The organism is Salibacterium salarium, assembly GCF_030813635.1.
Taxonomy (GTDB): Bacteria; Bacillota; Bacilli; order Bacillales; family Marinococcaceae; genus Salibacterium; species Salibacterium salarium.
On sequence record NZ_JAUSUM010000001.1, the window covers coordinates 1,101,656 to 1,126,129 of the forward strand.

Annotated in this window: 19 protein-coding genes and 1 other annotated feature; of the genes, 16 read left to right on the forward strand and 3 right to left on the reverse strand. The window is 40.3% G+C overall.

What is annotated here, in order from left to right; all coding sequences use genetic code 11:
• The first annotated feature begins 18 nt into the window (after positions 1-18).
• From J2S78_RS05285 to yihA, 6 genes are all read left to right on the forward strand, one after another.
• A complete protein-coding gene (locus J2S78_RS05285; protein WP_306896888.1) occupies positions 19-1,047 on the forward strand; it encodes a tetratricopeptide repeat protein in 1,029 nt (342 codons plus the stop codon).
• A gap of 115 nt (positions 1,048-1,162) precedes the next feature.
• Positions 1,163-2,494, forward strand: a complete 1,332-nt coding sequence (gene tig / locus J2S78_RS05290; protein WP_306896889.1) for a trigger factor — start codon at positions 1,163-1,165, stop codon at positions 2,492-2,494.
• Positions 2,495-2,817: 323 nt separating this feature from the next.
• Positions 2,818-4,095: an ATP-dependent protease ATP-binding subunit ClpX gene (gene clpX, locus J2S78_RS05295; RefSeq protein ID WP_306896890.1), complete on the forward strand. Its 1,278-nt coding sequence runs from the start codon at positions 2,818-2,820 to the stop codon at positions 4,093-4,095.
• A 149-nt stretch (positions 4,096-4,244) separates the two neighbouring features.
• On the forward strand, positions 4,245-5,960 hold the full coding sequence (gene lonB, locus J2S78_RS05300) for an ATP-dependent protease LonB (RefSeq protein WP_306896891.1): 1,716 nt from the start codon (positions 4,245-4,247) through the stop codon (positions 5,958-5,960).
• A gap of 200 nt (positions 5,961-6,160) precedes the next feature.
• Positions 6,161-8,491 carry an endopeptidase La gene (gene lon / locus J2S78_RS05305; protein ID WP_306896892.1) on the forward strand — a complete coding sequence of 777 codons (2,331 nt, stop codon included), beginning with the start codon at positions 6,161-6,163 and terminating at the stop codon, positions 8,489-8,491.
• On the forward strand, positions 8,481-9,062 hold the full coding sequence (gene yihA, locus J2S78_RS05310) for a ribosome biogenesis GTP-binding protein YihA/YsxC (RefSeq protein ID WP_125557011.1): 582 nt from the start codon (positions 8,481-8,483) through the stop codon (positions 9,060-9,062). The genes lon and yihA overlap by 11 nt, the downstream gene beginning before the upstream one ends.
• A gap of 65 nt (positions 9,063-9,127) precedes the next feature.
• Here the strand turns inward: yihA and J2S78_RS05315 are convergent, their stop codons facing one another.
• Entirely contained in the window at positions 9,128-9,604 is a 477-nt protein-coding gene (locus tag J2S78_RS05315) for a LiaI-LiaF-like domain-containing protein (RefSeq protein ID WP_306896893.1), read from the reverse strand.
• Between the two features lie 195 nt (positions 9,605-9,799).
• On the opposite strand from J2S78_RS05315, the gene hemA reads away from it, so the two are divergent.
• From hemA to hemL, 6 genes are all read left to right on the forward strand, one after another.
• A complete protein-coding gene (gene hemA, locus J2S78_RS05320) occupies positions 9,800-11,194 on the forward strand; it encodes a glutamyl-tRNA reductase (protein WP_306896894.1) in 1,395 nt (464 codons plus the stop codon).
• Between the two features lie 17 nt (positions 11,195-11,211).
• Positions 11,212-12,042 carry a cytochrome C assembly family protein gene (locus tag J2S78_RS05325; RefSeq protein WP_306896895.1) on the forward strand — a complete coding sequence of 277 codons (831 nt, stop codon included), beginning with the start codon at positions 11,212-11,214 and terminating at the stop codon, positions 12,040-12,042.
• Positions 12,043-12,073: 31 nt separating this feature from the next.
• Positions 12,074-13,006, forward strand: coding sequence for a hydroxymethylbilane synthase (gene hemC, locus J2S78_RS05330; protein WP_306896896.1), 933 nt, complete (start codon positions 12,074-12,076; stop codon positions 13,004-13,006).
• Positions 13,006-13,788 carry a uroporphyrinogen-III synthase gene (locus J2S78_RS05335; RefSeq protein ID WP_306896897.1) on the forward strand — a complete coding sequence of 261 codons (783 nt, stop codon included), beginning with the start codon at positions 13,006-13,008 and terminating at the stop codon, positions 13,786-13,788. Before hemC ends, J2S78_RS05335 begins: the two co-directional genes overlap by 1 nt.
• Positions 13,781-14,761: a porphobilinogen synthase gene (gene hemB, locus J2S78_RS05340; protein WP_306896898.1), complete on the forward strand. Its 981-nt coding sequence runs from the start codon at positions 13,781-13,783 to the stop codon at positions 14,759-14,761. Before J2S78_RS05335 ends, hemB begins: the two co-directional genes overlap by 8 nt.
• Positions 14,762-14,896: 135 nt before the next feature.
• The gene (gene hemL / locus J2S78_RS05345; protein WP_306896899.1) at positions 14,897-16,183 is read left to right on the forward strand and encodes a glutamate-1-semialdehyde 2,1-aminomutase; all 1,287 of its coding nucleotides are present in this window, start codon (positions 14,897-14,899) and stop codon (positions 16,181-16,183) included.
• Between the two features lie 30 nt (positions 16,184-16,213).
• Here the strand turns inward: hemL and J2S78_RS05350 are convergent, their stop codons facing one another.
• On the reverse strand, positions 16,214-17,515 hold the full coding sequence (locus tag J2S78_RS05350; protein ID WP_306896900.1) for an MFS transporter: 1,302 nt from the start codon (positions 17,513-17,515) through the stop codon (positions 16,214-16,216).
• 205 nt (positions 17,516-17,720) lie between these two features.
• On the opposite strand from J2S78_RS05350, the gene spoVID reads away from it, so the two are divergent.
• Together spoVID and J2S78_RS05360 are read left to right on the forward strand one after the other, a co-directional pair.
• Positions 17,721-18,800, forward strand: coding sequence for a stage VI sporulation protein D (gene spoVID / locus J2S78_RS05355; protein ID WP_306896901.1), 1,080 nt, complete (start codon positions 17,721-17,723; stop codon positions 18,798-18,800).
• Entirely contained in the window at positions 18,793-19,776 is a 984-nt protein-coding gene (locus J2S78_RS05360) for a YutH/CotS family kinase-like spore coat protein (protein ID WP_306896902.1), read from the forward strand. Before spoVID ends, J2S78_RS05360 begins: the two co-directional genes overlap by 8 nt.
• 16 nt (positions 19,777-19,792) lie before the next feature.
• On the opposite strand, the gene J2S78_RS17145 is transcribed toward J2S78_RS05360, so the two are convergent.
• On the reverse strand, positions 19,793-20,053 hold the full coding sequence (locus J2S78_RS17145) for a YszA family small membrane protein (protein WP_503167812.1): 261 nt from the start codon (positions 20,051-20,053) through the stop codon (positions 19,793-19,795).
• A 144-nt stretch (positions 20,054-20,197) separates the two neighbouring features.
• Positions 20,198-20,418: a binding site (T-box leader), on the forward strand.
• A 51-nt stretch (positions 20,419-20,469) separates the two neighbouring features.
• Between J2S78_RS17145 and J2S78_RS05365 the strand changes: the two genes are divergently transcribed.
• Together J2S78_RS05365 and J2S78_RS05370 are read left to right on the forward strand one after the other, a co-directional pair.
• Positions 20,470-23,112, forward strand: coding sequence for a valine--tRNA ligase (locus J2S78_RS05365; protein WP_306896903.1), 2,643 nt, complete (start codon positions 20,470-20,472; stop codon positions 23,110-23,112).
• 32 nt (positions 23,113-23,144) lie between these two features.
• Positions 23,145-24,440, forward strand: coding sequence for a bifunctional folylpolyglutamate synthase/dihydrofolate synthase (locus J2S78_RS05370; RefSeq protein ID WP_306896904.1), 1,296 nt, complete (start codon positions 23,145-23,147; stop codon positions 24,438-24,440).
• The last annotated feature ends 34 nt before the right edge of the window (positions 24,441-24,474 follow it).

Genomic DNA, 24,474 nt, shown 5'->3' on the forward strand with positions numbered 1-24,474 from the left:
TATAAAGGAGGATGGAGGATGAGTGATGAAGATGAATATAGCAACATCGTCCCTTTCCCCGGATCAGCAAACAAATTATCCAAAGAAGGATTAGAAGAGTTAAAAAATGGAGACAAAGAGAAGGCAGTCTTCTTATTTTCGGAAGCGTTGGTACATGATAATGACCATGAAGAAGCGGCATATGGTTTACTGTTGGCGTATGCGGAGACTGGACGTTTAAAGCAGGGCAGTGAGTGGGCTGAAAAAATGATGGAAAAAGCGACAGGCAGTTATTTTGAAGTGCTCCAAGTATATGTTTCTCTTCTTGCTCAATTAGGAGCGTATGAGAAAGTTGTTCACACGCTTGAAGCTGTTCAGGCAGAAGAACGTTTTCCGGCAAGAATGGCTGAACAATTGTTTGAGCTTCTTGAATTGTCTCGTAATATGGCAAATGCTGAAGTAGAAAAAACTCCAAACGATGAAAACACAGAATTCAGAGAATCCAACCATGATATTGATTGGAAAAATGAGTTAAAAAGACACCGTGAGTCCGAAAATAAACTAGCCGTTTTAAGCGAAATGAGACAGCAACATCCAGAAGAAGTCACGCCTGTGATAGAAGAAATGTTGTCGGATGAAGAATGCAAGCCTTTGTTAAAAACATTGTTATTGTTCCTTTTGAAAGATTGGAATATAGAGAAAAATGTATGGATCGAAAAAATCGATCGTAAAGGCGAATTTTTGCCAACCTCACTTTCAGCTATAGAAGAAAGTATGACGTACATAAAAGTATCGCAACTACTTGAAAATAGTTTGGCTCACGAAGATCCTGTTCTTTTTAAAAATGCCCTTCATCTGTTAAAAGAAATTTTATTGTTCTATTATCCGTTTCCGCCATCTGTTCAAATGGAGCCGCTGGCAGCAGTGATTCACGCAGAAGCCTTAAACCAATCAGGGCTGGAAGTGAATGTACTTTTTTTATGCAGTCATTATGAAATATTAGAAAAAAATTTTTGTGAAACAAGAGAAGAATATGATAAATTAAAAACCAAACTGTCAGAGTTATAATCTGTGTTCTTTCAGGCTTTCTTATGGTATTTTTCATTGAAATGAATAATTGATATGTTATAATAAGGAGGTTGTGAATACGGATATAACCTATGAAACTTGGAGGGAAAGATAAATGAGTGCCAATAGTACTAATTGGGAAAAACTCGAAGGAAACCAGGGCGTGTTGACTGTTGAAGTCGATTCGGAAACGTTTGACAATGCGCTGGATCAAGCATTTGAAAAAGTAAAGAAGCAAGTGAACGTACCTGGTTTTCGTAAGGGGAAAGTACCCCGCAAGTTGTTTGAACAACGTTTTGGGGTAGAATCTCTCTATCAAGATGCAGTGGATATTGTTTTGCCGGATGCTTATTCTGAAGCAGTCCAGGAAACAAATATTGACCCTGTAGACCAACCGCAAATTGATATTGAAGAAATTGAAAAAGGAAAAAATCTTGTATTTAAAGCTACTGTAACCGTGAAACCGGAAGTGGAGCTTGGTGAATATAAAGGTTTGGAAGTAGAAGAATTTGATACTTCTGTTTCAGATGAAGATGTCGAAGAAGAATTGAACAAATTACAAGAGCAGCAAGCAGAGCTTGTTGTTGTTGAAGAAGGGGAAGTTCAAGAGGGAGATACCATCGTTATGGACTTCAAAGGATTTGTAGATGGAGAAGCCTTTGAAGGCGGTGAAGCAGAAAATTATTCTCTTGAAATCGGTTCTGGCCAGTTTATTCCTGGATTTGAAGAACAACTTGTTGGTATGACAGCCGGTGAGGAAAAAGACATTACTATTACGTTCCCTGAAGAGTATCATTCTGAAGATCTTGCAGGAAAAGAAGCAGTCTTTTCGGTAAAACTTCATGACATTAAGCGTAAGGAACTGCCAGAGTTCGACGATGAATTCGCAAAAGATGTGGATGAAGATGTAGAAACATTAGCTGAATTGAAAGAAAAACAAAAGGACAAGCTAAAGCATGATAAAGAGCACGAAAAAGAGCATCATGAACGTGATACAGTAGTAGAAAAAGCTTCTGAAAATGCGAAAGTCGATATTCCGGAAGCTATGATTACAAGTGAAACGGATCGTATGATGCAGGAATTCGATCAACGTCTGCAAGCTCAAGGCATGTCTTTGGATATGTACTATCAAGTAGCTGGTACAGATGAAGAAGGCATGAAAGAACAGTTCAAATCCGAAGCTGAAAAGCGCGTTAAGATGAACCTTACGTTAGAAGCAGTATCGGAAGCTGAAGAAGTGGAAGCTTCAGATGAAGATGTCGAAAAAGAACTTGATAAGATGGCGGAAACGTATCAACGCGAGAAAGAAGAAATTCGCCAACTCCTTGCTATGCAAGGTGGAACAGATGCGTTAAAAGGTGATTTGCGTGTTCAAAAAGCAATTGATTTCTTAGTAGAACATAGCAAAACAGTTCCTAAGTCTGAGGAAAATGAAGAAGAAGAGTAAGTCTTCACCAAACCCTAAAAGTTTCAAGGCTTTTAGGGTTTTTCTATAATACTAGAAAAAAGAAGGAATTCACCAATCAGCTATCGAAAGTAGTAAAGGGTTTACAAAGACCTATGCCGGGATAGAAAGCATATACATATCTTTTTTCCATATTATTTCATGTCGGTTCTGTTTATATGATACAATGCAGTTCATGGTCATATAATAATAAAGACATGTACACTAACAAATAGGCTTCTCAAAAAATACGCAAAAATTCAGGGCTTATTTGTGTACTGAAAACGGAAGATTCGTGTACAATATTTATGTAAGGGGTGAAGTTGATGTTTAAGTTTAACGAAGAAAAAGGACAATTAAAGTGTTCTTTTTGCGGAAAAACGCAGGACCAAGTCAGAAAATTAGTGGCTGGACCTGGTGTTTATATATGTGACGAATGCATCGAGCTTTGTACGGAAATCGTAGAAGAAGAGCTTGGAACAGAAGAAGAAGTGGAATTTGAAGAAATTCCAAAGCCAAATGAAATTAATGAAATACTGGATGATTATGTGATAGGACAAAAGCGTGCGAAACGCTCACTGGCTGTCGCTGTGTACAATCATTATAAGCGTGTAAACACATCGACCAAACAGGATGAAGTAGAGCTTGCTAAAAGTAATATCTGTCTAATTGGTCCGACGGGGAGCGGTAAGACATTAATGGCACAAACACTTGCCCGTATTTTGAACGTTCCGTTTGCGATGGCAGATGCAACGTCTTTAACCGAAGCCGGCTACGTTGGGGAAGATGTGGAAAATATTTTATTAAAACTTATTCAAGCTGCTGATTACGATGTAGAAAAAGCTGAAAAAGGCATTATTTACATTGATGAAATTGATAAAGTAGCTAGAAAATCAGAAAATCCTTCCATCACCAGGGATGTTTCCGGTGAAGGTGTTCAACAGGCATTGCTGAAGATTTTAGAAGGAACGACTGCAAGTGTACCTCCACAAGGGGGACGAAAACACCCTCATCAAGAATTCATTCAAATTGACACGACCAATGTTCTCTTTATTTGCGGTGGAGCTTTCGATGGTGTTGATCAAATTGTTAAACAACGTCTTGGAAAGCAAGTCATTGGATTTGGCTCCGAATCAGAAAAAGTTGAAATGGAAACTGATGAGTACATGAGTCAAATTTTACCAGAAGACTTACTTCGTTATGGTTTAATTCCAGAATTTATCGGTCGTCTTCCTGTTATTTCAAGTCTTTCCCAACTTGATGAAGATGCATTGGTTGAAATTCTTACACAACCAAAGAATGCTCTCGTTAAACAATATCAACGTTTGTTGGAAATGGATGAAGTAGAACTTGATTTTACAGAAGAAGCACTGCGTGAAATATCTAGAGAAGCGATTGACCGTAAGACAGGTGCACGTGGTCTTCGTTCGATTATCGAAGGAATTATGCTTGATGTAATGTATGACCTTCCAAATAAAGAAGATATAGTGAGTTGCACTATTACAGCAGAAGCAGTAACAGATGATGCGTCTCCAGTATTGAAGACGAGCGAAGGAAAAGAAGTTTTTTTAGATAAAAAAGAAGAACCGAAAGAAAGCGCCTGATAGAATAAAATAATCCGCCCGGTTTTGTAATGATACCGGGCGGCTTTTTTCTATATCCCCCTTTTAAGTGATTGTTCATTGTTTGCATGTTTTTTATAGAAGATATCCATACTACAAGCAATGGGATTCATTCAAGGGGGTCTTTTCTATTGAATTTTATGATGATTGCTCTCGTTATTCAGCTTGTTTTTGGTGTTATCATCGGAATGTATTTTTGGAACTTGCTACGACAACAACGTACCCAAAAAGTATCAGTAGATCGAGATTCAAAAAAAGAAGTAGAACAATTAAGCCGGCTACGTTCGATATCGTTATCCAAGCCACTATCTGAAAAAGTGAGACCATCTATATTGTCTGAAGTGATCGGTCAAAAAGAAGGGGTAAAAGCTTTGAAAGCGGCTTTGTGTGGTGAAAATCCGCAGCATGTTATTATATACGGCCCCCCGGGGATCGGAAAAACAGCTGCTGCACGACTTGTACTTGACATAGCAAAACGAAATCCAGCGTCTCCTTTTAAGAAGAATGCCTCGTTTGTAGAAATGGATGGAGCAACGTCCCGTTTTGATGACCGTGGCATTGCTGACCCGCTCATCGGTTCGGTCCACGACCCAATTTATCAAGGAGCAGGTGCGATGGGGCAAGCCGGAGTACCGCAACCTAAACAAGGTGCGGTTACTAAAGCGCACGGTGGTATGCTATTTATTGATGAAATTGGCGAACTTCATTCGATTCAATTAAATAAACTGTTGAAGGTGCTTGAAGATCGAAAAGTATTCTTAGAAAGTGCTTATTATAGTGAGTCCAACAATCAAATTCCCACCTATATTCATGACATTTTTAAACATGGTCTTCCAGCTGATTTTCGCTTAGTCGGAGCAACAACAAGGCAGCCAGAAGAATTACCAGCTGCCCTTCGTTCTAGATGCATGGAAATTTACTTCCGTGGGTTGGATGCAGCTGAAGTAGGAGAGATTGCTACGCATGCTGCAGCTAAAAGTGAGGTAGAATTAGCAGATGAAGCAGTTGAATTGGTATCAAAATTTGCGCATAACGGCCGTGAAGCAGTTAACACCGTGCAGATAGCTGCAGGAGTTGTGAAAGAGGACAATAGAAATAATATTATGAAGGAAGATATGCAATGGGTGATACAAGCGAGCAGATTAAGTCCGCGTCTTGATAAACAAGTCCGACATACACCAGCTGTGGGTGTCGTAAATGGTCTTGGAGTAACGCAGGCGGGCATGGGGATGCTGATTGAAATAGAAGCAACGGCGAAAAAAGTAAAGGGAACAGGAAACGTTATTGTAACGGGCATTGTGGAAGAGGAGAATCACGGAACCCCTTCTTATTCCACAAAAAGAAAGAGTTTGGCTAAAAGCTCTGTGGAAAATGTTGTGACCGTTCTTCAATCCTTGCATTTGCCTGTCAAAGATTATGATATTCACGTTAATTTTCCAGGCGGCATCCCAATTGATGGACCTTCAGCCGGGGCTGCCATTACTCTTGCTGTTTATTCGGCAATTAAACACATTAAAGTATATAATGATGTTGCAGTAACAGGAGAAATTGGGATTCATGGTGATATAAAACCGGTAGGAGGAGTAGCAGCAAAAGTAGAAGCGGCAGCTAAAGCCGGAGCTTCTCTTGTTCTTATCCCAGCAGATAATGATCAATCCTCTTTTCATTACGAGAAGGGGGTGCGAGTTTTACCAATCACCCGCATGGAAGATTTGCTACAAACCGCTCTTGTTGATGATAACGAAGAAGAATCGTGGCAGGAAAATCTGTGGACTTTGGATAAATCAATGAGAAAAGCTGTCTCATTTCCCACAGGGCTGGGTATTAGACAAACACAAGACGAATAGGATAGAATGAACAAGGAATAGAAAATTGTTAATATAAATGAATATAAATGGTAAGACCCGCTTTTGATGAAAGGGATAGGTGAAAAGCGGGTCTTTTTACAAAATAAAATGTGTAACATGACACGTTTTCAATAAAGCGTCCCTTACGCTCTTTTAAAATGAGGGTACATAAGTTTAATAAAGATAATGGAGGTTTTCCAGTGGAACAAGAAGTCGCACGAAGAATTCCGTTGCTGCCGTTAAGAGGTCTGCTCGTTTTTCCTACTATGGTTCTTCATTTAGATGTAGGAAGAGAGAAATCAGTGCAGGCATTGGAACAAGCGATGGTAGATGACAGTGAAATTTTACTTACTAGTCAAGTTGATTTATCTATAGATGATCCGTCTGAAAATGATATGTATCAAATTGGAACTCTCGCAAAAGTAAAGCAAATGCTTAAGCTTCCAAATGGTACGATTCGTGTTCTGGTAGAAGGGCTTGGTCGTGCAGAGATTAGTCAATTTATTGAGCGGGATGACTATTTTGAAGTGGAAATGAAAGTATTGAATCCTGACGAAAACCTTAATGATTCAGAAGAGTTAGCGTTAATGCGAAACGTAATGGAGCAATTTGAACAGTATGTTTCTATTTCTAAAAAAGTTTCAAATGAGACGTTGCAAACAGTTCAGGATATTGCAGAGCCTGGACGTTTAGCTGACGTTGTTTCTTCTCATCTGCCGTTAAAGGTAGCTCAAAAGCAAAAGTTGCTCGAAACGATACCCGTAAGAGACAGGTTGATGGAAATATTAGAAATTTTGAACAATGAAAAAGAAGTGCTAGGTTTAGAACAAAAAATTGGACAGCGCGTTAAGAAATCGATGGAAAAAACGCAAAAAGAGTATTACCTTCGTGAGCAAATGAAAGCTATTCAAAAAGAACTCGGAGACAAGGATGGAAAGACTGGAGAAGTAGAAGAACTTAAAGAAAAAATCCAACAATCTACAATGCCGGAAAATGTAGAGGAAAAGGCATACAAAGAATTGGATCGTTACGAAAAAATGCCTTCATCCTCTTCGGAAAGTTCTGTTATTAGAAACTATATCGAGTGGTTAGTGGCCATTCCTTGGACAGAAGAAACAGAAGACCGATTGGATGTTAATCACGCTCAAGAAATTCTTGATGAAGACCACCATGGACTCGACAAAGTAAAAGAGCGAGTGCTTGAATATTTAGCCGTCCAGGAAATGACACAATCACTGAAAGGACCCATTCTTTGTTTAACTGGACCTCCGGGTGTAGGTAAAACTTCACTTGCACGTTCTATTGCACGTGCACTAGAGCGGAAATTTGTACGAATTTCACTCGGCGGTGTGAGAGATGAAGCTGAAATTCGCGGACATCGCCGTACATATGTTGGAGCGATGCCGGGCCGTATTATTCAAGGTATGAAAAAAGCAGAATCCACAAACCCTGTATTTTTGCTTGATGAAATTGACAAAATGGCGAGCGATTTTCGTGGAGATCCATCGTCGGCTATGCTCGAAGTATTAGATCCTGAACAAAATAATACATTTAGTGATCATTTTATTGAAGAACCGTATGATCTTTCTAAGGTAATGTTTGTTACAACAGCTAACAACGTGTCAACCATCCCGGAACCTCTGCTTGATAGAATGGAATTCATTTCGATTGCAGGGTATACGGAAGTGGAGAAACAAGGAATAGCCAAAAATCACCTTCTTCCAAAACAGATAAAAGAACATGGTTTAACAAAGGGTAAAATTCAAGTCAAAGATAATGCGCTGTTAAAGTTGATTCGCTATTACACTAGAGAAGCAGGTGTAAGAAGCTTGGAACGAGAAATTGCGACAGTCTGCCGGAAAGCGGTTAAACGCATTATCTCTGGCGAAAGAAAAAGAGTGATTGTGACCGAAAATACGGTGGAAGAAATGTTGGGCAAGCCAAAATTCCGTTATGGAAAAGCAGAAGAAATCGATCAAGTAGGAGCTGCCACAGGACTTGCTTATACAACCGCAGGTGGAAACACACTATCAATTGAAGTGTCCTTAGCAAAAGGCAAAGGAGAATTGACCTTGACTGGTAAGCTGGGAGACGTGATGAAAGAATCCGCACAAGCAGCTTTCAGTTATATACGTTCTCGTTCAGATGAATTAAAAATTGAACCAGATTTTCATGAAAAATACGATATTCATATTCACGTACCTGAAGGAGCCACTCCTAAAGATGGGCCTTCTGCCGGTATTACGATGGCAACTGCCTTAATTTCTGCCTTGACCGGCCGAGTCGTAAAAAAAGAAGTTGGTATGACAGGTGAAATTACACTACGCGGAAGAGTTCTTCCAATTGGCGGTTTAAAAGAGAAATCAATGAGTGCTCACCGTGCCGGCCTGGAAACAATTATCATTCCAAAAGAAAATAAAAAAGATTTAGAAGATATTCCAGAGAGTGTGAAAAAAGGCCTTACCTTTATTGCTGTTTCACATTTAGATGAAGTTTTAGCACATGCATTGGGGGAGGAAAATGAAAGTTAATCAGGCGGAACTGATGATAAGCGCAGTAAGCACGGAACAATACCCACAAAATGGACTGCCGGAAATCGCTTTGGCCGGTCGGTCTAATGTGGGGAAATCATCATTTATTAATACGTTATTAACTAGGAAGAACTTGGCATATACTTCGTCAAAACCAGGAAAAACGCAAACACTGAATTTTTATGACATTGAGGGGCGCTATATCTTTGTCGATGTTCCAGGATATGGTTATGCGAAAGTTTCTAAAACCGAACGTGCGGCCTGGGGAAGAATGATGGAAACTTATTTTTCCACAAGAGAAAGTTTACGGGGTGTTGTATTAATTATTGATGTAAGACACTTACCTAGTTCAGAGGACGTGCAAATGTACAAGTACCTTAAATACTTTGATCTTCCGATTGTTATTATTGCCACTAAGGCTGACAAAGTATCAAAAAATAAACGTCCAAGGCATGTGAAACAAATAAAAGAAACGTTAGAAATGGAGAAAACAGATTCGATTATTTTATTTTCTGCTGAAACAGGCCATGGGAAAGAAGACAGTTGGAAAGCTATAAAAAACCTTATCTGAGCAAAATGCTTGGATAAGGTTTTTTAACGTGGTATTTTAATTATATTGTCATTATTCTCTTATGATTATTTTTTAAATATGAAATAAATACCAACAATGATGAGGAGCAACGGGCCAAAACGATGGAGGGAAGATACGATAGATTCTCCAATTAATGTCCCTATTTCCCCAGAATAAAAGGAGGCAGCTCCGATTAAAAGTAGTAGCAATCCGGTGAACCAGCCAGTTGTACGTGTTTTTATATAACTAAGCAGGATAGCACTGCCTATTAATACAGTGTACATGCTAATGTGATTTGGCCAATTCGTAAACCATTCTAAAAAATGAAAATGAAGTCCGAAAAGCAGCATAAGAATTCCTGGCAGAAAAGATTGGGACGAACGTCCAATAACAGATTCAGCTACAAAAGCAATACCTGTAATCAGTAAAAGAGTCGGCCAGTCAAACCAACGTGCTGTGATACCAACATTCCAATGTTGTAATAAAAAGAGAAGGCCGATTCCGACCAGAATAATACCGTAAAAAAGGCTTTGTTTTTTCATGACAGCCCTCCAGAACATAGAATAGAATCATGTCGAATGTTTATGATATCATAAATGTCAAGTACTGTTCACATTTGATTTTTTGATATTTTTTTCATACATGTTACAATAATGTATGATGTTACGAATATGTAGAAATAATGAATAATATAGACAAACAACTGTGTTTGCAGCAATGGTGGGGGTGAGTAGAAGATGCATATTATAGAGGCTGGCTTTGATTATAAAACAACCCCTGTAGCAATAAGGGAACAGTTGGCATTTCAAGACGAATCCCTTCCTGACGCTTTGCATAAACTTCGTGGTATGAAAAGTATTCTGGAGTGTACAATTGTGTCTACCTGTAATCGGACAGAAATTTATGTGGTAGCCGATCAATTACACACAGGACGCCATTTTGTAAAAAAGTTTTTATATGAATGGTTTGGTTTACCTATAGATGAGTTTGGGGCTCATTTAAATATTCGCGAAAACGATACAGCAATAGAGCATTTGTTTCGTGTTGCAACAGGATTGGATTCTATGGTGCTTGGAGAAACACAGATTTTAGGTCAGGTGAAACACAGTTTCTTTCAGGCTCAAAATGAGGAAGCGACTGGAACTGTTTTAAATGAATTATTTCGGCAGGCTATAACTTTTGCTAAAAAAGCCCATAATGATACAGAGATTAATGATAATGCTGTTTCTGTAAGTTATGCGGCGGTTGAACTAGGGAAGAAAATCCTCGGTGATTTTAAGGACAAGCATGTTGTCGTAATTGGTGCCGGTAAAATGAGTGAGCTAACAGCGAAACATCTTCACTCAAGCGGCGCAGCAGAAGTGACAGTACTAAATCGAACGTATGCTAAGGCAGCAGAACTTGCTGAACGTTTCTTTGGAAAGGCAGGAAGTATGGACAATCTGCGTCAGCACATGATTGATGCAGATGTTGTGATTTCTTCCACAGGATCAGCGGAGTACGTACTGGATAAACCAATGCTCCAAAAAGTGTTAAAGCAGCGTAAAGGACGTCCACTTTTTATGGTTGATATTGCAGTTCCACGGGATTTTGATCCGGAACTTGCTGAATTAGATAACATTTTCTTGTATGATATTGATGATTTACAAGGAATTGTAGCTGCGAATATGAAGGAACGTAAACAAGAAGCAGAAGAGATTGAAGGTATGATTCAACCTGAGATAAACGCTTTTAAAGAGTGGGTACACACACTTGGTGTCGTTCCTGTAATATCTGCTTTGCGCTCAAAAGCTCTTTCTATTCAATCAGAAACAATGGATAGTATTGAGCGAAAACTTCCAGATTTGTCTGATAGGGACAAGAAAGTTCTGCAAAAGCACACGAAAAGTATTATAAACCAAATGTTGCGTGAGCCGATTACGAGAGCTAAAGAAATGGCTGCGGAACCGGATGCAGACGATTCCCTGGCTTTATTCACTGAAATTTTCGGTTTAGAAGAAGAAGTGGAAATGGCAAAGGAAGCGGAAGAACAACAAGCAAAAGTAGAAGAAGCGGAGAAAACCTGGGGAAAACAAAAGAAACGATCTATTTCTCCTTATGCTTATGCAAAAGATGTTACCTTCCGCTCCTAGGAGAGGAGTTTTAACGAATGGTTGCTTCAGCTGGAATTATCTATGTGGTAACCATCGTGCTTTACAGCCTGAGTGTATTTGGGTATTTCATAGACTTTTTGCAAAATAACCGGAGGGTGAATCGATTCGCCTTCTGGTTGCTTTCTATAGTCTGGGTGCTGCAAACAGCATTTTTTATCATCCGGGCGTTGCAATATGACAGAATGCCCGTTATTACACCATTTGAGGGGCTGTTTTTTTATGCTTGGTTACTTGTAACCTTATCGTTGGTTATCAATTGGTTTTTTCGAGTAGATTTCCTTGTTTTTTTTACTAATGTGGTAGGCTTTGTCATGATGTCGTTCAGCCTATTTACACCAGATGGTGACGTGCCGAATGGATTAAACGACTTACTTATTTCGGAATTACTCGTCGTTCATGTATCACTTATAATGCTTTCCTACGCTGCATTCACGATAGCTGTTGTATTTTCTGTTTTATACATGCTGCAGCATCACCTTTTGAAAAGGAAACAGTGGGGAAAACGGTTATTACGCTTGGAAAACCTGCCGAAGATGGAACGTCTTTCTTTTTTAATGACAACAATTGGCGTACCGTGTATGTTGCTTGGTTTCATTCTTGGGTTTGTTTGGGCGTCGATACAACTTCAGGAACTTCCATGGTTGGATGCAAAAGTAATTGGATCGGAGCTCGTGCTCATTGTTTATAGTGTTTACTTATACCTCTGGGCGGTCAAACATCGAAGAGGTTACAATATGGCACTTCTTAATCTGGCGGGATTTCTGCTTGTGTTAATTAACTATTTTTTGTCAGGCGAATTGACGGATTTTCATTTTTGGTATTTTTAGAAAAAGCAGTCATCATGGATGGAGGAATAACATGCGTACAATTATATTAGGAACTCGAAAAAGCAATCTGGCGATGAAGCAGACTGAATGGGTAGTAAATGAATTAAATAAACGAGATCTTCCTTACACGTTTGATACAAAAAAGATTGTCACAAAAGGTGATAAAATCTTAGACGTGACGCTTTCAAAAGTAGGGGGGAAAGGTCTTTTTGTTAAAGAAATCGAGGAAGCGATGATGAATCACGAAATTGATATCGCCGTACATAGCATGAAAGACTTGCCCGGTGAATTAGAGGAAGGATTTATGATTGGTGCCATTACCAACCGTGTGGATCCTCGTGATGTGCTGATTTCAAACGATAATGTTCGTTTTGCTGATCTTCCAGAAGGGGCTGTTGTCGGTACAAGCAGTTTGCGCCGATCTTCCCAAATTTTAGCTGAGCGTCCCGATTTACACGTGCAATGGATACGCGGAAATATTGAAACAAGATTGCGCAAACTGCGTGAAGAAAACTTTGATGCTATTGTATTGGCTTCAGCTGGTTTAAGTCGAATGGGTTGGAGCGAAGAAATTGTAACGGAATATTTAGATCCTGATGTGTGTTTACCTGCTGTTGGTCAAGGCGCACTTGGTTTAGAATGTCGTTCAGATGATGAGGAAGTACAACGTGTGCTTGCTGAATTAAATGATGAAGCCGTTGCTAAGAGAGTGACAGCAGAACGAGCCTTTTTACAAGAAGTAGAAGGCGGTTGTCAAGTTCCAATAGGGGGATATGCGTTACTGGAATCAAATGGTGATATTTCCTTAACAGCTCTTGTCGGTTCGCCGGATGGAGAAACGATTTTACGTGAAAAAAGAACAGGACAAGATCCACAAGAAGTAGGACGGTTGGCAGCTCGTGCATTGCTTGAAAGAGGCGGCAAAGAAATTCTTGATAAAGTAAAAGCAGAGCTGGATGGCTAATGTCCCAGCCACTCAAGGGACATACTGTCCTTGTGACAAGGCCGCCTCGACAAGCTCCCGCCTTGCAACGCTTAATTGAAGCAGAAGGCGGTGTAGCACATAACCTTCCGTTAATTCGTACGGTACGCTTACCAAAAAGTAAAGAACAAATCTCCACAGTTCAATCTTCTTCCTGGGATTGGATTGTTTTTACAAGTGCAAATGCGGTAGCTTTTTTTGAGGAAGTACAGCAAGAAACCGGTCTTTCACTACATGACGATGTTCGAATAGCTTCTGTCGGAAAAAAAACATCTAACTGGTTGAAAAAAAAGGGCAGAACTCCTGATTTAGTGCCCAATAAATATACGGCGGAAGGGTTAGCAGAATTGCTGCAAGTTCACGTTGCGGAGGGAGAGCGGGTATTATTTCCGAAAAGTGCTCGTGCTCGTCCTGTTATCCCGATGGCGCTTAGAGAAATAGGAGCTTATGTAGAAGAATTGCCACTTTACACAAGCGTTCCTGCGGAGGAAAACAAGACGAAGCTGCTGGACTATATAAACAAAGGCAATGTAGATATACTGACGTTTACAAGTCCTTCTGCCGTAAAAGCCTTTGTTTCATTTTTACAGGAAACCCCTCCCGCTCTATGGAAAAAAAATCCTGTCGTTAGTATCGGGTCTGTGACAGATGAAGAAGTGGTACGACAAGGGTTCACCTGTCATAAAACGGCTTATCCTTATACGATTGAAGGGATGGTTCGCAGTATAGCGGACTTAATAAAGGAGGAAAATCATAATGAGTGAAATAACGTATGATAGACATCGTCGATTACGCCGTACAACGGGGATTCGAAAAATGGTACGGGAAAATTTTCTGCGCAAGGAAGATTTAATTTATCCTATTTTTGTGGTCGAAGGTGAAAATATAAAAAAAGAAGTACCTTCTATGCCCGGTGTGTTTCATGTTTCGCTCGATTACTTGACAGAAGAAATGAATCGCCTGGAACATCATGGTGTTTTGTCGGTTATGGTGTTTGGAGTACCAGAGCATAAAGACCAAAATGGTTCGGAAGCCTATGCAGAAGAAGGGATTGTTCAAAAAGCAATCCGGCAGATTAAAGAAACAAATGCTTCTATGACTGTTATTGCTGATACTTGTTTGTGTCAATATACGGATCATGGTCATTGCGGTATTATCGAAGACGGTGTGATTTTAAATGATCCGTCTCTTCATCTATTGACGGATACCGCCGTTTCACAAGCAAATGCCGGAGCAGATATCATTGCCCCATCGAATATGATGGATGGATTTACGACTACGATTCGAAAAGGTTTGGATGAAGCAGGCCATAAAGACATACCGATTATGTCTTACTCCGTAAAATTTGCTTCTGCGTTTTATGGTCCGTTCCGGGATGCGGCACATAGTACACCGTCATTTGGTGACCGCAAAACCTATCAAATGGATCCGCCAAATCGTTTAGAAGCTCTACGTGAAGCGAAGTCAGATGTAGAACAAGGAGCTGATTTTCTAATTGTAAAACCAGCAATGTCATATCTTGATGTCGTCCGTGAAGTAAAGGATGAAACCGGAATGCCTGTTGTCGCTTATAACGTATCAGGGGAATACTCCATGGTTAAAAGCGCTGCTCAAAACGGTTGGATTGATGAAAAAGAAGTAGTGATGGAGAAGTTGACTAGTATGAAAAGAGCGGGTGCCGATTTGATTGTAACGTACTTTGCTATCGATGCTGCCAAATGGCTTGAAGAAGAATAATAATATACACTGTCCTGGTTTTTGTGCCAGGACAGATGTGTTTTCTTAATCAAAGCAGGACAAAATATAGGCAAATTTGATAAGCTGTTTGTAGAGTGAAAATGAATGGAGAAATGGACTAAAGGAGTGTTTGAAATGAAAAAATTCGATAAATCCCAGTCTGCTTATGATAAAGCTGAACCATTGATGCCGGGAGGGGTAAGCAGCCCAGTGCGTACGTATAATTCCGTCGGTCATCCTCCTGTTTATATCGAGGAAGGAAAAGGTTCAAAAGTATGGGACCTGGATGGAAATGAATTTATTGATTACGTCCTTTCTTGGGGACCATTAATTCGGGGACATGCTGATGATCATGTGGTGGAGCAGTTGAAAAAAGCAACCGAAAAAGGAACAAGTTTTGGGACTTCTCACCAAATGGAAACAAAACTGGCGAATCTCATTATTGATCGGGTCCCATCGATTGATGTGGTTAGAATGGTTAACTCCGGTACAGAAGCAACGATGAGTGCCTTACGGTTAGCGCGAGGATTTACTGGACGTGACAAGATTGTAAAAATGGAAGGCTGTTATCATGGTCATGGCGACTCTCTACTTATTAAAGCGGGTTCTGGTGTTGCAACCCTTGGTCTTCCGGACAGTCCAGGTGTACCTGAAGGAATAGCATCTAATACGTTGACGGTGCCGTATAATGATTTAGAAAGTTTGAAGTTGGCTTTTGAAAAGTATGGAGAAGAAATTGCTGCTGTTATTATGGAGCCTGTGACAGGAAACATGGGGGTTGTTCTCCCTGAAGATGGATTTTTACAAGGTGTACGGGATATTACCGATAAAAATGGAAGTCTGCTAATTTTTGACGAAGTTATGACAGGTTTTCGGGTCGGTTACAACAGCGCCCAAGGTAAATATGGTGTAACTCCTGATTTAACTTGTCTTGGAAAGGTTATCGGTGGCGGTTTACCTGTGGGTGCTTATGGTGGTCGCGCGGACATTATGGAAAAAATCGCGCCGACTGGTCCGATTTATCAAGCTGGTACATTATCAGGAAATCCTCTTGCGATGACCGCTGGATTCGAGACATTAAATCAAATGACACCAGAACACTATGAACAGTTTAACAAACTTGGCAATCAATTGGCGGATGGTTTGGAAGAAGCCGCTACAAAGCATGGAATTCCGCATCATATTAATCGTGCTGGTGCAATGACAGGATTGTTCTTTACAGATGAAAAAGTAGTCAATTTTGATACGGCGAAAACATCAGATTTAGATTTGTTCGGCCGGTATTTCCGGGAAATGATGCAACAAGGTATTTCACTGCCACCTTCGCAGTTTGAAGGTATTTTCCTATCTACTGCACACAGTGAAGAAGACATTACAAAAACAATTGAAGCAGCGGAACATACCTTTGCGAAAATCAAATAATAGAAAGAGCAGATTGGAGAGTTATTCTCCTCATCTGCTCTTTTTTACTGGAGGTGGTGATGAAAATGCGAGAATCATAGCAAGTAACGGGAGTCCCATCATGATCCATAGGATTTCGTCATATCGACCAAAATAATCAAATGCCATTCCAAAAGGGAGAGGTCCTAGTGCAGACCCTGTTACAACGGCGGTTGTTGCAAAACTTTTTAATTTCCCCAAGTTATTCAATCCAAAATATTCAGGCCAAATCATATTGTTACAAATCTTCGAGGTTCCATCAAACACGCCCCACAATATGATAAATAGAACGATAACCCAAATTTGTTCGCCAAAGATAAGCATAACTAACGTTCCGGCGCTCAATAGGAAACTTAACGCATAAAGCTGATGAACTCGAATTCTTTCAACCACAAAACCTGCGACTAAAGTGAAAACAAAAGCTGATATTGGCATAAGACTTAAGAGAAATGCAATGACCGGACGAGCAATGCCTTTTTCGCCGAGAATGGAAAACAGGTGAAAAGTAATACCAGTGTTGACAAGAGCAGGGACAACCGCACAAAACATTGCGAACCAGAACGCTTTCGAATGTACAGCTTCTTTTACAGACCAAGAAGAAGCTTGGCGTTCCTCTGCTGATGCGGCAGCTGCTTTTTCTCGATTTCCGTTTTTCCCTTCGTCATCTGGAAGCAGGCCAACATCCTCTGGCTTGTTCCGAATGAAAACAAAAGCAAGGGGAAGAAAGATAATGACCAGCATCGTTCCCCAGAATTGCCAGGCAAATCGCCACCCCCATGTTTCAATTAAAAACAAGTGAATAGGCGGCATAGCAGCAGCACTAAGGAGTACGCCAAGTGTCATGAAGCTGAAAGCACGCCCCCTTTGTTTGGAAAACCATTGCGGAATTAATGTGTTGGGAACGAGTGTCATTGACCCCTGCCCAAACAACCGGAGCATAAAAAAACCAATAAACATCATAATCGGCCCAACAACAGCACTGTTCCAAAAGCAAGCAACAGCGAGCATAGATCCGACAAGGATAGCGGTAAAACGTTGACCTTTTTTATCTATGATTCTACCAATTAAAAATAATAAAATTCCTGCTAATAAAGTAGCGGCAGAATATAGACTTGAAATGGTTGTACGGGATTCAGAAAAATGCTCGATATAGGCGTCTATAAAAACAGATAACGTATACGTTTGCCCTGGCCCCGAAAAAAACGCTCCGAGACCGGCGATAACAACAATGATCCATCCATAGAAAAAGGTAGGCTGCAACGGTAGTTTTTGTTTCGATGATAGAGATTGTAGTACATTGCTTAAGTTTTTCATACAAACTCCCTCAAAGATGTAATATAAGTTGATGATTCGCAATACGAATTAATTTTATCAGCACCGATATTAAATGACAACGTAATAGAAGAGATTTATGGTTCATAGTTTGATTGTTAAAAGCATACATTAAAATTGATAGAAGCTATGAGCAGGAAGAATAAGACAACCTTATGTTTATCATATATGAAGGAGGGACTCACGTATGGGAGAAGAACATTCTTCAGCATTAACATTTAGTTTAGAAGAAGCAGTATGGCTAGATCAGGGTGAGAAAATAAGTGAGCTGTTGTCATTGGGATTAGAGCCAGATATTCGGATTGAAGAAAAATATGATTATGTGGAAATTAAAGGGGGGCTTCATCTAAACGGGGAATATCACCCTTTCGCCGAAAATGAATCGCGTAATGAAGAGGAAGAAACACAGCCTGTACCGCAATATATAGAAAAAAATACACGCCGTGATGACGGAATTGGTGAGCTGCAGCACTTTTTTCCGGTTGATGTCACGATTCCATTAAACCGCATTCAGAATTTGGATGATATTTACGTTAATATTGATGGATTTGATTATGACCTTCCAGAACCTGGATGCATTCAGCTCACAGCAGATGTAAGTATTACGGGGATGAAAGAAGAGAAACCAGGCCAAGAACCACAAAGAGTCGAACCAGTATCCGTCCCGGAGCCGATGCCCAGGTGGGATATGGAAGCGACTTATCAGCCGGAAACAGAAGAAAGGGCGGTAGAACCATCGTCTACAGAAAATCAAGAAGTTGAATCATTAAGATACCTTCAAGAAGACGAAGAGGTAGAAAAAAAGTCGCTTGAGAATGTTGATGAAGTTCCTTCTTTTTATGAGGACGAAACGGTCGAACAGCAGGAAGAAGAAATAACGGAAGCAGAGGAAGAGACAGATGTCATCGTAACAGCTTTTCATAGTAGAGAACCAGAATTCGAGGAGGACGAAGAAGAACAACCAGTCGAAACAAAAACCGAAGAAGTAGCGGCGCCAGAAGAAGAACCAGAAACATCAGCGACCTCTGATCGGGATGATAATGCCTTGTATTTAACAAAAGTCATGACGAACGGAGAAGAAGAGTTTTCCCGTTTGAAAATGTGCATCATTCAAGAAAACGAATCATTAGATACTATTGCATCTCGTTATCAAACAACAATCAGTCACTTATTGCGTTTTAACAGGCTCGACCATGAACATTTGGAAGAAGGTCAAATATTATACATTCCTGCTACGGCCACAAGAAGTAGTAATGATAATGAATAATGATATAGAACAGGTGCTATATAAGTATCCTATTCACCCTATCACTTTCACACGATATGGAAAAGCGATAAAAGTGGAAGCAGCGGAAGGTGTTTTCGCTTTAAAAGAAACATATATAAAACAAGAAAGAGCGGAGCGGTTTTTACAGACGCTTCGTTTTTTTCAAAAACAACAACTTCCTGCCGTAACTCCCGTATTGCCGACTGAAAGTGGGGAATGGAGTGTGGAACAAGGAGGAAAAATATATTATCTTTCGCCATGGGGAAAAAGCTGTGGTGGTAAACGAAAAGAAACAGATTTTTTCAAAACCCTGGCTGTGTTTCACCGCTCGACGGATAAGAAAATAGCGATACGAAGTCAAGAATGGCAGGAAAATGGAGAAAAGATGAGGCGAGAACGAGACCAAGAATTGTTGGAACTGGAAGTATTGGCTGATGAAATAGAAAAGAAGCGATATTTTTCTCCGTTGGAACTATCGTATTTGTCTCATTTTCCGTTAATTTATGATATGTATCAGTGTTCGATGTCGTTTTTTGATGAGTGGGAAAGAAAAGCAGAAGAACGACAAACAATACGACTAGTTCAGTGTCATGGAAGACCGTCACCACATCATTTAATCACCGATCCCAAGCTGAATTACCGTTTTATCAATCTAGAACAAACAGAAGTGGGGCATCCTGCACATGATATTGCCTGGATGTATAAAAGCTGTATGGAAGAACGGTGTTGGGAGCCTGTGAAAGGGTATAGCTGGATGCAGACTTATAATCAACATTCCCCTTTGAATGAGGCTGATCAAGCTTTGGTTAAAAGTCAAATACTCTACCCTGGTCCTCTTTCTAGATTTATTAAAGATACACGTCATCGAGAACTTTGTGAGGAACCAAACCTCACCCAAGCCCTCGAACAACATGTCTGGTTATTCGAAAAAATAAAAAAGGATATGGACACTTGGCCTGAAATAAACAAGGAATAAAGCATTTGAAGTAATGTCAGTATTTTCGTGAGAAAAAGAGAAAGGCATAAAAACCGATTAAAAAAAATAGTAACAATACGTCAAAGCTGGTTGGGAAAATAAGAGTGCGCAATAACTGAAAGCAAATAAGCGGAAGTAATATCTGCATACAAGCCAACTTCCACTTTATCCACCATCGTGGCCGAGGTCTATGATGGTGGTGCTTTTTTTTGCGTTTTTTTGGCGGACAATAATGAGGCCGCGGCGGTCCATGATGAGGAGGAGGGTGATATCCCATATTTTACCACCTTTTCTACCTAAGAATAGTTATGATATGTTATGCATCAAAGAACAACATTGTGCTTGTCTATTCCAAAATACTTTTTGTGGATGATTTGGCAACTTGACGCCTGCTTGTTTTAAACGTAAAATATGGTTATATAAAATTGTGAGAACAGGGAGGAGTACGTCCTTTTCCACCTGTACAGAAAGAAAAATCCACGGCTGAGAGATTTTTCAGGTTAAAAGTTCGGAATGTCGCCCTCGAGCAGCTTCCTTGAAATGAAGTAGTGGAAGCCGGTTGATCCGTTATCCCAATAGAGCGCACAGATTACGTTTGTCTGTGAATAAAGGTGGTACCGCGATCTTCTCTTCGTCCTTTTTCAAGATGAAGGGATTTTTTTATGTAAAAAATAACACGAAGGAGTGTGTCATATGGCTAATCAAGAAACAAATATGCCAACAAAATATAATCCATTAGACACGGAGACAAAATGGTATCCATACTGGACGGAAGGTAAGTTTTTTAATGCAGAAGGACAAGGAGATAAGGAGCCGTTTACAATTGTTATCCCGCCGCCGAATGTAACCGGCCGGCTTCATCTAGGACATGCTTGGGATACGACGCTTCAAGATATTATTTCTCGTCTAAAACGCATGCAAGGGTATGATATGCTGTGGCTTCCAGGAATGGATCATGCTGGTATTGCTACACAGGCTAAAGTGGAAGGAAAACTGAGGGAAGAAGGAACAAACCGTTATGAACTCGGACGTGAGAAATTTTTAGAAAAATCATGGGAGTGGAAAGAGGAATACGCAGAATTTATTCGTCAACAGTGGGCGAAGATGGGTCTTTCCCTTGATTATTCCCGGGAACGTTTTACGCTTGATGATGGCCTTTCAACTGCTGTACGTGAAGTCTTTGTTTCCTTATATAACAAAGGTTTAATCTACCGTGGACAATATATTATTAACTGGGATCCAGAGACAAAAACAGCCCTCTCTGATATTGAAGTGGAATACAAGGAAGTACAGGGATACTTTTACCATATGAAATATCCGCTTAAAGATGGATCTGGGCATATTGAAGTTGCTACCACCCGACCGGAAACAATGCTAGGGGACACTGCCGTTGCTGTTCATCCGGAGGACGAACGGTATCGTCATTTGATAGGTAAAACAGCGGTTCTTCCAATTATTGGGCGCGACATTGAAATTATTGCTGATGATTACGTTGATATGGAATTTGGATCAGGTGCTGTGAAAATAACTCCTGCTCATGATCCGAATGACTTTGAAATGGGAAATCGTCATGAACTCGAACGAATTCATGTGATGGATGAGTCGGGAACAATGAATGAAAATGCCGGGAGGTACCAAGGGTTAAACCGGTTTGAATGCCGCGAACAGCTAGTAAAAGACTTGCAAACAGAAGGCATTCTTTTTGATATCGAGGAACATATGCACTCTGTTGGTCATTCTGAGCGGAGCGGTGCCGTTGTCGAGCCTTATTTGTCTACGCAGTGGTTTGTGAAAATGAAGCCTCTTGCTGAAAAAGCGATCGAACTGCAAAAACAAGAAGGAAAAGTAGAGTTTGTTCCGGATCGTTTTGAAAAAACATATTTACATTGGCTTGAAAATATTCGGGATTGGTGTATTTCCCGACAGCTTTGGTGGGGACATAGGGTTCCGGCTTGGTATCATAAAGAAACTGGAGAAATGCACGTCGGACACACTGCCCCTTCTGACTTAGAAAAATGGGAGCAGGATGAAGATGTGTTAGATACTTGGTTCAGTTCAGCATTATGGCCGTTTTCTACAATGGGATGGCCAGATAAGGATCATTCTGATTATCAGCGTTTTTATCCGACAAACGTTCTTGTTACTGGATATGACATTATCTTCTTCTGGGTTTCCCGTATGATTTTCCAAGGTCTTGAGTTTACCGGTCAACGCCCATTTAAAGACGTTTTGATTCATGGGCTTGTACGGGATTCTGAAGGCAGAAAAATGAGTAAATCCCTTGGGAACGGAGTGGACCCGATGGATGTTATTGATAAATATGGAGCCGATGCACTCCGCTTCTTTCTAGCGACCGGAACGACACCTGGAAATGATTTAAGGTTCCATTGGGAAAAGATAGAAGCTAATTGGAATTTTGCTAATAAAATTTGGAATGCCTCTCGCTTTGCATTAATGAATATGGACGGGTTGACATACGAAGAAATCAACCTTGATGGAGATAAAACGATTGCCGACCGCTGGATTTTGACTCGTTTGCAAGAGACGACGAGGGATGTAACACGTTTGATGGATAATTATGAATTTGGAGAAGTTGGTCGGCTGCTGTATAACTTTATTTGGGATGACGTTTGTGATTGGTATATTGAAATGGCTAAATTACCGTTGTATGGGGAAGACGAAGCTGCAAAACATACGACACGGTCGGTGCTGGCACATGTTCTAGATGAAACAATGCGTCTTCTGCATCCTATTATGCCTTTTATTACAGAAGAGATATGGCAGCATCTCCCTCATGATGGAGAATCGATAACTGTTGCAGCTTGGCCTAAAGCAAATGAAAGCTACATGGATAAAGAAGCAATACAGGACATGGAAATCCTAAAAAGCATTATTCACGCTGTCCGCAATACACGGGCAGAAATGAATGCAGCACCAAGTAAAGCGATTGATTTACAACTTAAACCAGGAGATGACGTTGTCGCTCGACAACTAGAACGCGGACGCGATTATTTAACTCGCTTTTGCAATCCGGGACAACTTGTAATTAATACTGATCTCGAGGTGCCAGAAAAGTCGATTTCCCATGTGCTGACTGGTGCTGAGCTTTATATGCCGCTTGCGGGCTTAATAGATCTTGAGGAAGAAATCGCAAGACTTGAAAAAGAAAAAGAAAAGCTCGATAAAGAAGTAGAACGTGTACAGAAAAAGCTGTCCAATGATGGATTTATTCAAAAAGCACCAGAAAATGTTGTTGCTGAAGAAAAACAAAAAGAGAATGATTATTTAGAGAAACGTGAAAAAGTGGAAGCTCGCATACGAGAGTTACAAGCATAAACGGATCGATGAACGAAAGGAATGCTACGACTATGCAGACGTATGAACAAGCACGAGAATGGATAAGTGAGTTCACGGCCTTTGGAATGCGTCCAGGACTCGATCGGGTTCGAATGATGCTCGAAGGAATCGGTAATCCGGAACGACGTTTAAAAAGTATCCATGTTGGAGGAACGAACGGAAAAGGTTCGACCGTCACTTTCCTAAAAGAACCGATGAAAGAAGCGGGATTAGTGTGTGGGACCTTCACTTCTCCTTATGTGCATGAATTTAGAGAAAGAATTGCGATTAATGGCGATCCCATTTCTGAACAAGATTTTCTTGAAAGTGCAAACGCGGTGAGACCAATAGCAGAAAATATAGCGAAAAGTGCATTTGGTTCTCCAACCGAATTTGAAGTTCTAACTGTGATTGCGGCTCATTATTTCGCTTCTAAGGCGTTTGCTGATCTTGTCATTTGGGAAGTTGGACTTGGAGGACGTCTTGACTCGACTAATGCGGTTCATCCGATGGTGAGCATTATCACAAATGTCGGCCATGATCATCAAGCGATTTTAGGGGACACTATTGAAGAAATTGCTCGGGAAAAAGCAGGCATTATAAAATCGGGTGTTCCTGTTGTAACATGTGAAACAAATCCTGAAGCATTGTCTATTTTTGAGGAAGCTGCAACAGATGCGAGGACGAGATTGTATCAAATGAACCGCGATTTTGAAGTGATAAATGCTCAATCAAATGCACATGGATGGATGTTTTCATTTCAATCTAATCTCAATCATATTAGTGATTTAGAAATAACGATGCTGGGGGCTCATCAAACGAAAAACGCCGCTGCAGCTTTAATGGCTTTCCGTTATTTAGTGATGTACTTTGCTCTTCCGGTTGACGAAGAACATATTCGGACAGGTTTAAAAAAAGCAACTTGGATCGGACGTCTTGATTATCGAAAAACAAAACCACCACTTCTATTAGACGGCGCTCACAATAAAGAAGGAATGGAGAGTCTTGCAGAAGCATTAGAGGAACATTTTACAGGACGTCGTTTTCATTTCATTGTTGGAATGACAAAAGAAAAAGACCCAGATTTGCTGCTCGATCCTCTTAAAAGGTTGTCCATCGCTTCAGCATCGATGGTAACATTTGATTTTTACCGGGCAGCCAAAGCAGAAGACATCACAGAAAAAAGCCCTATTCCAGAAACAAAGGCCTATTCGAGTTGGAAAGAGGCATGGGAAACTATTAAACAAAAAGCAGATACAGACGACATTGTTGTGTTTGCCGGTTCTCTTTATTTTATATCGGAAGTTGCAAACTTTATAAAATCTTAACTTCTTATGTTAACGTTTATATAACAAGGATAGC